This window comes from Microbacterium thalassium, assembly GCF_014208045.1.
GTDB lineage: Bacteria > Actinomycetota > Actinomycetes > Actinomycetales > Microbacteriaceae > Microbacterium > Microbacterium thalassium.
In genome coordinates, this window is record NZ_JACHML010000001.1 from 2,158,120 (window position 1) to 2,170,141 (window position 12,022).

Consider the following 12,022-nt stretch of genomic DNA (forward strand, 5'->3'; position numbering starts at 1 on the left):
TCAGGTGACCCGCTCGGTGGCCGCGCGCAGGAGATCGCGCAGCTCGCCGACGGAGGCGTTGTCCAGTCGTGCGCCCGCGAGGGCCCGGTTCGCCTCGCGGGCGTAGTCCGAGATCAGCCCCTCGACGCGGTCGAGGGCGCCGCTGTCGATGATCGTGCGCTGCAGGGACGCGACCTGCTCGGAGCCGAGGGTCGCGTCGCCCAGCAGCTCGTCGAGGATGCGCCGGGCAGGGACGCTCAAAGCCTCGCGCGTGTAGGCGATGAGGACCGTGCGCTTGCCTTCGCGCAGGTCGTCGCCGGCTGGCTTGCCGGTGCGCGCCTCGTCGCCGAAGACGCCGAGGACGTCGTCGCGCAGCTGGAAGGCCATGCCGAGCGGATGCCCGAAGCGCGCCAGCGCGTCCCGCTGCGCCGCGTCGGCGCCCGCGAGCGCGGCCCCGATCGCAAGCGGCTGCTGCACGCTGTAGCGGGCGGACTTGAACGAGGCGACGCGCAGGGCACGGTCGGCGTGCCGCTCGTCGGGCTCGGTCGCGTAGGCGGATTCCTCGGCGATGTCGAGGAACTGTCCGACGGTGACCTCGCGCCGCATCGTGGCGTATTCGGTCCGTGCGGCGGAGGTCGTCCCGCCGGCGGCGGTCAGACCCTCCTCGAACAGGTCGTCGCTCCACGCCACGAGGAGGTCGCCCAGGAGGATCGCGGCCGACCGGCCGAAGGCGGCGGCATCGCCCGTCCACCCCGCGTCGCGGTGCGCGGACTCGAGGGCGCGGTGCGCGGCCGGGCGTCCGCGCCGCGTGTCGGAGTTGTCGATGAGGTCGTCGTGGACGAGCGCCGCGGCGTGGAAGATCTCGAGCGCCGCAGCCGCCGAGAGCACCTCGTCCGGGATGTCCCGCGAGCCGGTGACGGCGCGCCATCCGGTCATGCAGAACCGACCGCGCAGACGCTTGCCGCCGCTGACGGCGACCGTGGCGGCGTCCAGGATCAGACCGGCCTCGGGGCCCATTTCGGCCGTCAGCCGCCGCTGATCGCGACCGAAGGTGTCTACTCGCTGGGAAATCGCCTCGATCGGGTCAGGGGAGAAGGGCACAGGCCTAGCCTAGTGAGGAAGCGCACGCGTAGAATCGTGCGATATCCGAGCCTTTGAGGGGGACGCATGCCACTCTCCGAACAGGAGCAGCGCTTGCTCGACGAGATGGAACGCCATCTCATGCGCAACGACGCAGACGTCGTCAGCGCGCCCCGAGACGGACGCAGTCTGAGCTACCGCAACATCGTGTACGGCACCCTGCTGGTGCTGCTCGGTCTCGGCGGGCTCCTCGTCGGCGTCTCGATTCCGCTGATCATCGTCGGGGTGATCGGGTTCGTCGTCATGCTCGGCGGCGTGATCCTCGCCGTCACCCCCTCGCGAAACAGTGTGCGAGCCGTACCCGCCGATCGTCCCGGCGCGGCGAAGCCCGCTGCCCGCTCCTCGTTCATGGATCGCATGAACGACAGATGGGACCGCCGGCAGGAGGAGCGCTGAGCGCCTGACCGACTGACGCAGTCCTGAGCACCGACCTTCGGGTCGGTGCTTTTTTTGTGCCCGCCGGGCACCCGCCCCGCCGTGCTCCGACGTCGAAAGGGAGGCCCAGGGGAGCGGGTTTGCATTCTGGGGTGACGAAGTGGAGGAAAGTGGAGTAAAGTGGCGAATGTCCATCGGGGGGTGGGCTGGAGGGGGTGATCGCACCGATGCTTCTCGGCACGCACACTCCCAAGCTCGACGACAAGGGCCGGGTCATCCTCCCCGCGAAATTCCGCGACGACCTCGGTGCCGGGGTCGTCATCACCCGCGGTCAAGACCGCTGCCTTTACGTCTTCAGCACCGAGGAGTTCGAGCGCGTGCACGACCGGATCCGCGAGGCGCCGCTGGCCAACAAGCAGGCCCGCGACTTCCTGCGCATGTTCCTGTCGGGAGCCAGCGCCGAGAAGCCCGACAGTCAGAACCGCATCACCATCCCGCCGCCGCTGCGCGCCTACGCGGGACTCGAGAAGGAGCTCATCGTCACCGGTGTCGGCGCCCACGCCGAGATCTGGAACGCCGAGTCCTGGAACGCCTACGCCGAAGCGAACGAAGAGAGCTACGCCGAGTTGGAGCAGGAGGTGATCCCGGGGCTCTTCTGAGCCCCTCGGTCCTGACTCCCAGCCGCTCCCGCCCTGACGCACTTCCCCGGCGCCAGGTCAGAGCGGATGGGGATCAGGACCGAGGGACACAGCACCCGATGACGATGGACATCCGCGACATCCACACTCCGGTCATGCTCGAGCGCTGCATCGAGCTCCTCGCCCCCGCGCTCGAGAGCGAGGGAGCGGTGTTCGTCGACGCCACCCTCGGCATGGGCGGCCACTCCGAGGCGTTCCTCACGCGCTTCCCCGGGCTGCGCCTGATCGGGCTCGACCGCGACCAGGACGCGCTGCGGATCGCCGGAGAGCGGCTGGCGCCCTTCGGCGACCGCGTGACGCTCGTGCACACCGTGTACGACGGCATCGCCGAGGCGGTGCGCGGCGCCGGCGTCGACCGCGTCGACGGCATCCTGTTCGATCTGGGCGTCTCCTCGCTCCAGCTGGACGTCGCCGACCGCGGGTTCGCCTATTCGCAGGACGCTCCGCTGGACATGCGCATGGACCAGACCACCGGCCCGACGGCCGCCGACGTGCTGGCCACGTACGGCGAGGGCGATCTGCGGCGGATCTTCGAACGCTACGGCGAGGAGAAGCTCGCGGGCCGCTACGCCCGCGCCATCATCGCCGCGCGCGCCGAGGAGCCGGTCGATCGCTCGGGGCGCCTGGTCGAGATCCTCATCGCCGCGACGCCGTACAGTGCGCAGCGCAGCGGTCACCCCGCCAAGCGCGTGTTCCAGGCTCTGCGCATCGAGGTCAACCGCGAGCTGTCGGTGCTCGAGCACGCGATCCCCGCGGCCCTGGGCACGCTCCGGGTCGGCGGCCGCATCGTCGTGCTGGCCTATCAGTCGCTCGAGGACCGTCTGGTCAAGCGCGAGTTCGCGCAGGCATCCGCGTCGACCGCGCCGAAGGGGCTGCCGGTTGAGCTGCCCGAGCATGCACCCCGCTTCCGCCTGCTCGTCAAGGGCGCGGAGCTCGCGACCGACGAAGAGCGCGAACGCAATCCGCGCGCCACGCCCGTGCGGCTGCGGGCCGCCGAACGACTGCGGGAGGAGAACGCATGAGCACGCCCCTGGCCCGTGCGATCGCCCCGCTGCGGGGTGTGCGGCCCGAGCGCTCCGAGCGTCGGCTGCGCGCCGTCGACGCGCCTCGCCGCCGTCGTCGCCCGAAGCTGCTCTACGGCATCGTCGCGCTCCTCGGCGCGGCCGCGATCGCCGCGGCGCAGATGTCGCTGTCGATCATGACGACGCAGACCTCGTACGAGATGTCGAAGCTCAACCAGCAGCAGAGCGAGCTGGACTGGCAGGCGCAGATCCTCTACGACGACATCGCCGGGCTGAGCTCCCCTCAGTACCTCGCCGCGAACGCCACCGCCCTCGGCATGGTGATCGAGGAGTCGCCGACCTACATGCGCCTGAGCGACGGCGAGATCCTGGGAACGAGCGGCATCGCGCTGGGGTCGTCGGCCATCAACGCCCTCGGCCGCGGCACCGTCGCCAACTCGCTCATCACCGACACCCCGCTGGTCACCGAGCCGGACGCGACCATCGCCGGCCTGCCGGCCCAGACCGTCGTCGGAGAGGACGGGGTCGTCGACACACCGCCGCCGCTGACCGACGGACTGCCGACGCCCAGCACACACTGAACGTATGACAGCCCGCAGCGTCCGCAGCGCCCGCAGTCCGCGTCGCCGGACCGTCGTGGCGCTGGCCGTCGTGCTCGCCGTCCTCGCCGGGTTCATCGTGCGGCTGGTGGACATCCAGGTCGTCAACGCCGATGACCACATCGCGGACTCGGTCGCGAACGCCCTCGGCTCCTCGCGCACGCTGTACGGCACGCGCGGGTCGATCGTGGACGAGGAGGGCGAGACGCTCGCCGGCAGCATCCTGCTGTACGACGGCGTCCTCGACCCGCTCAACATCTCGGGATACGAGGAGGACGGCGGGTTCCTGCGCGACGACGGCGGCGACGAGCCCGTGCGGGTGTCGTGGGAGCAGGCCTCCGCCGAGATGGCCGAGATCACCGGGCAGGACCCCGCCGACATCCGGCAGGCGGTCGCAGACGCCCTGGCGGACGACCCGGAATCGCAGTTCGCGTACCTCGAGCGACGCCTCACGACGGAGCAGTACCGGGACCTCGTCGCGATCGGCGCCCCGTACCTGACGTTCGACCAGCATCCGTCGCGCACGTATCCGGACGGCGCGGTCGGCGGCAACCTCGTCGGGTTCATGGGCTCCGAGGGCGCGCTGGCGGGGCTCGAGCTCACCGAGGACGCGTGCCTGTCGGCGACCGACGGCACGGTGAGCTATCAGCGCGGCAAGGACGGCGTCGTGATCCCCGGAACCGAGGTCACGCAGCCGGCCGAGGACGGCGGAACGCTCCAGCTGACGATCAACCGCGACCTGCAGTGGTACATGCAGCAGCTCATCGCCGAGCAGACCCAGGCGATGCGCGCCGACAGCGGCGCCATCATGGTCGTCGAGGTGGCGACGGGCAAGATCCGCGCGGCTGCCGAGTATCCCACCGTCGATCCGAACGACGTCACCGCGTCGGAGCCCGAGGATCGTGCGAGCCGGATATTCACGAACTGGTTCGAGCCGGGCTCGACCTTCAAGCCGCTCACGGCGGCGACGCTCATCGACGCCGCCGGGCAGAAGCCCACCTCGACCGTGACGGTCTCGAGCACCGAGACGTTCGCCAACGGCGCGCGCGTGCGCGATGCGTTCTCGCACCCGGCTTACGAGTACACGCTCACCGGCGTCCTCATCGACTCGTCCAACGCGGGCATCGCGAAGTTCAGCGAACGCGCCAGCGCGCAGACGCGCTACGAATACCTCAAGGAGTTCGGCATCGGCGACGGCAGCGCCGTGGGCTTCCTCGGCGAGCAGTCCGGCCTGATCTACCCGGCCGACCAGTGGGACGCCCAGACGACCTACAACACCGCGTTCGGACAGGGTCTGACGACGACCATGCCGGAGCTCGCGGGCGCCTACACCGCGATCGCGAACGACGGCGTGCGCGTGCCGCTGTCGCTCGTGGAGTCGTGCACGAGCGCCGACGGCACCGTCACCACGCCGGAGCTGCCCGAGCCCACGCGGGTGATCAGCGAGAAGACCTCGAAGCAGGTGCGCGCGATGCTCGAGAACGTGTTCCTGCAGGCCAACTACGCCGATGCCGTCGAGATCCCCGGATACCGGGTCGCCGGCAAGACGGGAACGGGCGAGAAGTCCAACGGCAACGGCGGCTACAAGGTCGGCGCCTACTACACGACCATGCTCGGATTCGCGCCCGCCGACGACCCCGAGTACCTCGTCATCGTCACGCTCGACGAGCCCACGAAGGTAAAGTCGTCTGCGGCCAATGCGACCGCGTTCCAGCGGGCCATGACCCAGGTGCTGAAGACCTACCGCGTCATGCCCGCCACGACGGCGCCGGAGGAGCTCCCCAAATTCGGGTGAGGACTCCGATCAGGCCGGAGAGAACATGATCGCCCTCACCATCGCTGACCTCGCCGCCGCCGTCTCCGGCGACGTGCATCTGGCCGCCCCCGACACGCCCGACACGGTCGTCTCGGGCGCGGTCGACACCGATTCGCGTCTCATCGGCCGCGGCGATGTCTTCGTCGCCAAGCCCGGCGAGACCACCGACGGCCACGTCTTCGTCGGCGCGGCCGTCGAGGCCGGCGCCGCGCTCGCGATCGTCGAGCACGTCGTCGACGTCGAGGTGTCGCAGATCGTCGTGGCGGATGCCGTGGCCGCCCTCGCCGACCTCGCCCGCGAGGTGGTCCGCCGCGTGCGGGCCGACGGCGACCTGCGTGTCGTCGGGATCACCGGCTCCAACGGCAAGACGACGACGAAGAACCTTCTCGCCCGCATCCTCGAGGGCGAAGGCGAGACGGTGTCGCCCCGGGCATCGTTCAACAACGAGGTCGGCGCGCCGCTGACCATGCTGCGCGTGACCGAGGGCACGCGCTTCCTCGTGAGCGAGTTCGGCGCCAGCGCTCCGGGAGAGATCGCACGCCTCGCGGGCCTGGTGGACCCGGACGTCGGGATCGTCCTGATGGTCGGCATGGCCCACGCCGGCGGCTTCGGCGGCATCGAGGCGACCTTCGCGGCCAAGTCCGAGCTCGTCCGCGCCGTTCGCCCGGGCGGCCTCGCGGTGCTCAACGCCGACGACGCCCGTGTGGCGGCGATGGCCCCGATCGCCGACGAGCGGGGGGTCGGCGTGCGCTGGTTCGGCCGCGGCGCGGATGCCGAGGTCCGTGCCGACGACGTCGCCGTGACCGCGGACGGGACGACATGCACCGTCGTGGTCGACGGCGAGGCCCATCCGCTCCGCCTGCGCGTGCTCGGCGAGCACCACGTCATGAACGCGCTGGCCGCCATCGCCGCCGCCACCGCTCTGGGCGTGTCCGCGGCCGACTGCATCGCGCGCCTCGAGACCGTCGAGATCGCCGAGCGGTGGCGCATGCAGCCGCTGGGCTCGGACAGCATCCGCATCATCAACGACGCGTACAACGCCAGCCCCGACTCCATGTCGGCGGCGCTGCGCACGCTCGCGCAGATCACCGAGCCGTCTCAGCGCACGGTGGCGGTGCTCGGCGCGATGAGCGAGCTCGGCGAGTACGCCGAAGAGGAGCACGACCGGGTGGGCCTGCTGGCGGTGCGCCTGGGCATCCAGCGCATCGTCGTGGTCGGCGCGGACGCGCGCCGCATGTTCCTCGAAGCCGTCGCGCAGGGCTCGTGGGACGGCGAGGCGGTGTGGTTCGCGACGCCGGATGAGGCGTACGAGTACCTAGTCGGCGAGCTGCGCGCGGGCGATCGGGTGCTGGTGAAATCGTCCAACTCCGCCGGGCTCCGGTTCCTCGGCGATCGTCTGGGAGAATCCTTCTCGTGAGATCACTACTGACGGCAGCGGCGATCTCGATGGCGTTCACGCTGTTCCTGACGCCGGTCTTCCTGCGCCTGTTCCGGCACTGGGGCTGGGGCCAGGTGATCCGCACGCCGGAGCACGGCAACAACCCGGCGCACGGCGCCAAGCGCGGCACGCCGACCATGGGCGGCACGATCTTCATCGCCGGCACGATCATCGGCTATCTGATCGGCACGTTCACCGGCAACAACCCGCCCACGATCTCGGGAATGCTCGTGCTGTGGATGATGGTCGGCTTCGGAGCGGTCGGCTTCATCGACGACATGATGAAGGTGCGCTCCCAGCGCAGCCTCGGGCTGTCGGGCTGGCGCAAGGTCGCCGGCCAGATCATCGTCGCGATCCCGTTCGCGATCGTGGCGCTGAACTTCCCGAACGCGTTCGACCAGACGCCGGCGTCGCCGTACATCTCGATCTTCCGCGACGTGCCGATGCTGTCGTTCATGGCGCTCGGGCCGATCATCGGATGGATCCTCTACATGACGTGGATCTCGTTCGTCGGCGTCGCCTCGTCGAACTCGGTCAACGTCAGCGACGGACTCGACGGACTCGCCGCCGGTTCGGGCATCTTCGTGATCGGCGCGTACAGCCTCATCTCGTTCTGGCAGTTCAACCAGGCGTGCGGCGGCGACGTGCCGCTCGCGGCGGCCACGCAGTCGGCCTGCTACAGCGTGCGCGATCCCATGGATCTGACCATCGTCTCGGCCTCGTTCGTCGGCGCGCTCGTCGGCTTCCTGTGGTGGAACGCGCCCAAGGCCAAGGTGTTCATGGGCGACGTCGGCTCGATGGCGATCGGCGGCGTGCTGGCGTCCATGGCGATCCTCACCCGCACCGAGCTGCTGATGATCCTCGTGGCGGGCGTGTACGTCATCGCCTCGGGCTCGGTCATCCTGCAGCGTCTGTACTTCAAGCTCACGCGCGGCAAGCGCCTGTTCCTCATGAGCCCGCTGCATCACCACCTCGAGATGCGCGGCTGGCCCGAGATCACCATCGTGGTGCGCATGTGGATCATCGCGGGCCTGCTCGCCGTCTCGGGCGTCGGCTTCTTCTACGTCGAGTGGCTCATCGCCACATGAGCGGGACACGACTGGACTCCCTGACGAGCTGGCACGCGGACTGGAAGGGCCTGCGCGTCGCGGTGCTCGGGCTGAGCGTGACGGGCTTCTCGGTCGCCGACACGCTCACCGAGCTCGGCGCCGACGTGCTGGTGGTGACCGAGAAGGCGGACGAGGAGTACGCGCGGCTGATCCCCGTCATCGGCGCGCGGCTGTGGACCGGACCGCTGTCGACGGTGCCCGAGGAGCTCGTCGCGTTCGACCCCGAGGTCGTGATCGCCTCGCCTGGCTTCGCTCCGGCGCACCCGGTCGTCCGATGGGCGCAGGAATCGGATGCCGCCCTGTGGGGCGACGTCGAGCTGGCCTGGCGCGTGCGCGACAAGGTGCTGCGCCCGGACGGCGAGCCCGCTCCGTGGGTCCTCATCACCGGCACCAACGGCAAGACCACCACGACGCGCCTGACCGCGACGATGCTCGTCGCGGGGGGCCTGCGCGCGGCTCCCGTGGGCAACATCGGCACCCCGGTCCTCGACGCGGTCCGCGACCCCGAGGGCTTCGACGCGCTCGTCGTCGAGCTCTCCAGCCACCAGCTGTGGTACCTGGGTCTGCAGTCGGGCCCCGAGCCGCTGTCGCCGCACGCGGCGGTGTGCCTGAACCTGGCCGGCGACCACCTGGAGTGGCACGGCTCGTTCGATGGGTACCGCGACGCCAAGGCGCACGTGTACGACAACACCCGCGTCGCGTGCGTGTACAACAAGGCGGATGCCGCCACGCGCGCGATGGTGGAGGAGGCCGACGTCGTCGAGGGCGCGCGGGCGATCGGGTTCGACCTCGGCGTGCCGGGGCCGAGCGATCTCGGCATCGTCGACGGCATCCTCGTCGACCGCGCGTTCCTCGAGGACCGCCGCACCAGTGCTCTCGAGCTGACGACGCTCGATGCGCTCGCGGATGCGGGCCTGGCCGCCCCGCACGTCGTGGCGAACATCCTCGCGGCGGCAGCGCTCGCGCGGAGCCTCGACGTTCCGCCCGCCGCCATCCGCGACGCGCTCCGGGGCTTCCGTCTCGACCCGCATCGCATCGAGGTGGTCGCCCGTCACCGCGGCGTCACCTGGGTCGACGACTCGAAGGCCACCAATCCGCACGCCGCGGAGTCCTCGCTCGCCGCCTACCCCGGCGCCGTGTGGGTGGTCGGCGGCCAGCTGAAGGGCGTGGACATCTCGGACCTCGTGCGCGGCCGCGGCTCGGGGGCGAAGGCCGCCGTCGTGATCGGCTCCGACCGCACCGCGGTGGTCGCCGCGTTCGCACGACACGCGCCGGCGGTCCCGCTGATCGAGGTCGACGACGTCGAGACTGAGGACGTCATGGCGCGGGTCGCGGAGATCGCGGCCGGAATCGCCGCCGACGGGGATGTGGTGCTCCTGGCACCCGCCGCGGCGTCGTTCGACCAGTTCTCGTCCTACGCCGACCGGGGGAGGCGCTTCGCCGCCGCCGTGGAGGAGCTGATCGGACGGGAGACCGGTGGCACGCACGACGCAGACGCCGACCCGGCCGACGACGACGGCCGCTGATCCCGGCGGCTCCGGCCGCGGGCTGGCGGCGCGCATCTCGCTGGGGCGCGTCTTCGCACCGGTGCCGAGCGAGTTCCTGCTGATCCTGTCGACCGCGCTGCTGCTGACCGCCTTCGGCCTCGTGATGGTCCTCTCGGCCACGAGCGCCGTGGCGACGGCCGCGGGGGAGCCCGCGTGGGACGCCATGCTCAAGCAGGGGATCTTCGCGGCCATCGGCATCCCGCTCATGCTCATCACGAGCCGCCTGCCGGTGCTGTTCTTCAAGCGGATCGCGTGGGCCGCTCTGATCCTCGCCACGGCGTTCCAGATGCTGGTGTTCACGCCGCTCGGGTACGAGATCGCCGGAAACCGCAACTGGATCGAGATCGGCGGGCTCACCGCCCAGCCTTCGGAGTTCCTCAAGCTCGCCCTGGCGCTGTGGCTCGGCTACGTGCTCTACCGCAAGCAGTCGCTGCTGACCAAGTGGCAGCACGTGTTCATCCCCGTGGTCCCGGTCGCAGGCCTCGTCATCGCGACGGTGCTGGCCGGACACGACCTCGGCACGGCGATGATCCTGTTCCTGCTGGTGCTGGGCGCGCTGTTCTTCTCGGGCGTGCGCCTCCGGCTGTTCGTGCTCCCCGCGATCCTGGCCGCGGGGGCCGTCGCGATCCTGGCCGCGACGAGCCCCAACCGCGTGAACCGCATCCTGAGCTTCCTCAACGAGGACTGCCTGGCCGACTACTACAACACGTGCTATCAGCCGCTGCACGGGATCTGGGGGCTCGCCAACGGCGGCGTCTTCGGCCTGGGGCTGGGCAACTCCAAGGAGAAGTACGACTGGCTGCCGGCCGCCGCGAACGACTACATCTTCGCGATCGTGGGCGAGGAGCTGGGCCTGATCGGATGCGTCGTCGTGCTCGCCCTGTTCGCGCTGTTCGCCGTCGGCGCCTTCCACGTCATCCGGCGCACCGACGATCCCTTCGTGCGCATCGTCTCGGGCGCCATCACGGTCTGGATCGTCGGTCAGGCGCTCATCAACATCGGCGTCGTGCTGCGGGTCTTCCCCGTCCTGGGCGTGCCGCTGCCGTTCATGTCGCAGGGCGGCACGTCGCTGCTGTCGGTGCTGCTGGCCAGCGGCGTGCTGCTCGCCTTCGCGCGCACGCTTCCGGAGCGGCGGGCGGCGGCTCCGGCGCAGGAGCGGCGTGCACGGCCGGCGCGCGCGAGCCGGTAATCTCGCCTGAGTGACGACGTACCTGCTCGCCGGAGGCGGCACCGCCGGACATGTGAACCCGCTTCTCGCCGTGGCCGACGCTCTGCGGGCTCGTGAGCCCGAAGCCGAGGTGCTCGTGCTCGGGACGGCCGAGGGGCTGGAGGCCCGGCTCGTTCCCGCGCGCGGCTACGAGCTGCTGATCGTCGACAAGGTCCCGTTCCCGCGTCGCCCCGACCGCGCCGCCGCGGCGTTCCCCGGCCGGTTCCGCCGCGCGGTAGCGCAGGTGCGCGGTCACATCGAGCGGCACGGCGTGGACGTCGTCGTCGGCTTCGGCGGCTACGCGTCGGCGCCCGCGTACGTCGCGGCCCGTCGAGCGCGTGTTCCGATCATCGTGCACGAGGCCAATGCGCGTCCGGGCCTGGCCAACGTCCTCGGTGCGCGCGTGGCGGCCGGCGTCGGGGTCGCGTTCCCCGGGACGCCCCTCCGGCGCTCGCACGTGGTGGGGATGCCGCTGCGACGGGAGATCGTGGAGCTCGATCGTGACGCGCTGCGCTCCGAGGCCGCCGAGCACTTCGGACTCGACCCCGATCGCCCGACGCTGCTGGTGTTCGGCGGCTCGCTGGGGGCGCAGCGGCTCAACGAGGCGTTCGGCGAGGGACACGACGCGGCGTGGCGCGACGTGGTGGACGCCGGCTGGCAGCTGCTTCACGTCACCGGCGAGCGCTCGACGCTCGAAGACCCGGGAGCGGACGGCTACGCCGTGCGCCGCTACGTCGACCGCATGGACCTCGCCTTCTCGCTCGCCGACTTCATCGTGTCGCGGTCGGGGGCGGCGACGGTGTCCGAGATCAGCGCGCTGGGCATCCCCGCCGTGTACGTCCCCTACGCCGTGGGAAACGGCGAGCAGGCGCTCAACGCCGCCTCGTCGGTGGAGGCCGGCGCGGCGATCCTGATCGCGGACGGCGAGTTCACCGGCGACCGCGTGCGCACCGAGGTCGTGCCGCTGCTGGCCGACTCCGAGCGCCGTGACGCCATGCACGCGGCCGCCGCGCATGTGGGGACGCGGTCGGGCTCCGAGAACCTCATCGCCATGATCGACCACGTCGTCGCCGAGCGCGCGTGACCGCCGGC

11 protein-coding genes are annotated in these 12,022 nt (G+C 70.8%); 10 read left to right on the top strand and 1 reads right to left on the bottom strand.

Annotated elements, in window-relative coordinates; genetic code table 11:
* Window positions 1-1,080, bottom strand: a complete 1,080-nt coding sequence (locus HD594_RS09900; protein ID WP_184750808.1) for a polyprenyl synthetase family protein — start codon at window positions 1,078-1,080, stop codon at window positions 1-3.
* 66 nt (window positions 1,081-1,146) lie between these two features.
* Here HD594_RS09900 and HD594_RS09905 point away from each other — a divergent pair, with 66 nt between their 5' ends.
* From HD594_RS09905 to HD594_RS09950, 10 genes are all read left to right on the top strand, one after another.
* Window positions 1,147-1,515 (top strand): DUF3040 domain-containing protein, encoded by a 369-nt coding sequence (locus tag HD594_RS09905; protein ID WP_184750809.1) that lies wholly within the window; start codon window positions 1,147-1,149, stop codon window positions 1,513-1,515.
* Window positions 1,516-1,721: 206 nt separating this feature from the next.
* The gene (gene mraZ, locus HD594_RS09910; protein ID WP_184752751.1) at window positions 1,722-2,153 is read left to right on the top strand and encodes a division/cell wall cluster transcriptional repressor MraZ; all 432 of its coding nucleotides are present in this window, start codon (window positions 1,722-1,724) and stop codon (window positions 2,151-2,153) included.
* A gap of 104 nt (window positions 2,154-2,257) precedes the next feature.
* Window positions 2,258-3,214, top strand: coding sequence for a 16S rRNA (cytosine(1402)-N(4))-methyltransferase RsmH (gene rsmH, locus HD594_RS09915; RefSeq protein ID WP_184752753.1), 957 nt, complete (start codon window positions 2,258-2,260; stop codon window positions 3,212-3,214).
* A complete protein-coding gene (gene ftsL / locus HD594_RS09920; RefSeq protein WP_184750810.1) occupies window positions 3,211-3,795 on the top strand; it encodes a cell division protein FtsL in 585 nt (194 codons plus the stop codon). Before rsmH ends, ftsL begins: the two co-directional genes overlap by 4 nt.
* Before the next feature lie 4 nt (window positions 3,796-3,799).
* Window positions 3,800-5,608, top strand: a complete 1,809-nt coding sequence (locus HD594_RS09925) for a peptidoglycan D,D-transpeptidase FtsI family protein (protein ID WP_184750811.1) — start codon at window positions 3,800-3,802, stop codon at window positions 5,606-5,608.
* Between the two features lie 25 nt (window positions 5,609-5,633).
* A complete protein-coding gene (locus HD594_RS09930) occupies window positions 5,634-7,046 on the top strand; it encodes a UDP-N-acetylmuramoyl-tripeptide--D-alanyl-D-alanine ligase (protein ID WP_184750812.1) in 1,413 nt (470 codons plus the stop codon).
* Entirely contained in the window at window positions 7,043-8,155 is a 1,113-nt protein-coding gene (gene mraY / locus HD594_RS09935; RefSeq protein ID WP_184750813.1) for a phospho-N-acetylmuramoyl-pentapeptide-transferase, read from the top strand. Before HD594_RS09930 ends, mraY begins: the two co-directional genes overlap by 4 nt.
* On the top strand, window positions 8,152-9,702 hold the full coding sequence (murD, locus tag HD594_RS09940) for a UDP-N-acetylmuramoyl-L-alanine--D-glutamate ligase (RefSeq protein WP_184750814.1): 1,551 nt from the start codon (window positions 8,152-8,154) through the stop codon (window positions 9,700-9,702). Before mraY ends, murD begins: the two co-directional genes overlap by 4 nt.
* A complete protein-coding gene (gene ftsW, locus HD594_RS09945) occupies window positions 9,653-10,912 on the top strand; it encodes a putative lipid II flippase FtsW (RefSeq protein ID WP_373877195.1) in 1,260 nt (419 codons plus the stop codon). The genes murD and ftsW overlap by 50 nt, the downstream gene beginning before the upstream one ends.
* Before the next feature lie 10 nt (window positions 10,913-10,922).
* On the top strand, window positions 10,923-12,014 hold the full coding sequence (locus HD594_RS09950; RefSeq protein WP_184750815.1) for a UDP-N-acetylglucosamine--N-acetylmuramyl-(pentapeptide) pyrophosphoryl-undecaprenol N-acetylglucosamine transferase: 1,092 nt from the start codon (window positions 10,923-10,925) through the stop codon (window positions 12,012-12,014).
* Window positions 12,015-12,022 lie beyond the last annotated feature (8 nt).

Excerpts from the sequence above, each read along its gene's own strand:
- HD594_RS09905 (WP_184750809.1), top strand. The coding sequence starts at position 1,147 with ATGCCACTCTCCGAACAGGAGCAGCGCTTGCTCGACGAGATGGAACGC.
- mraZ (WP_184752751.1), top strand. The coding sequence starts at position 1,722 with ATGCTTCTCGGCACGCACACTCCCAAGCTCGACGACAAGGGCCGGGTC.
- rsmH (WP_184752753.1), top strand. The coding sequence starts at position 2,258 with ATGGACATCCGCGACATCCACACTCCGGTCATGCTCGAGCGCTGCATC.
- ftsL (WP_184750810.1), top strand. The coding sequence starts at position 3,211 with ATGAGCACGCCCCTGGCCCGTGCGATCGCCCCGCTGCGGGGTGTGCGG.
- HD594_RS09925 (WP_184750811.1), top strand. The coding sequence starts at position 3,800 with ATGACAGCCCGCAGCGTCCGCAGCGCCCGCAGTCCGCGTCGCCGGACC.
- HD594_RS09930 (WP_184750812.1), top strand. The coding sequence starts at position 5,634 with ATGATCGCCCTCACCATCGCTGACCTCGCCGCCGCCGTCTCCGGCGAC.
- murD (WP_184750814.1), top strand. The coding sequence starts at position 8,152 with ATGAGCGGGACACGACTGGACTCCCTGACGAGCTGGCACGCGGACTGG.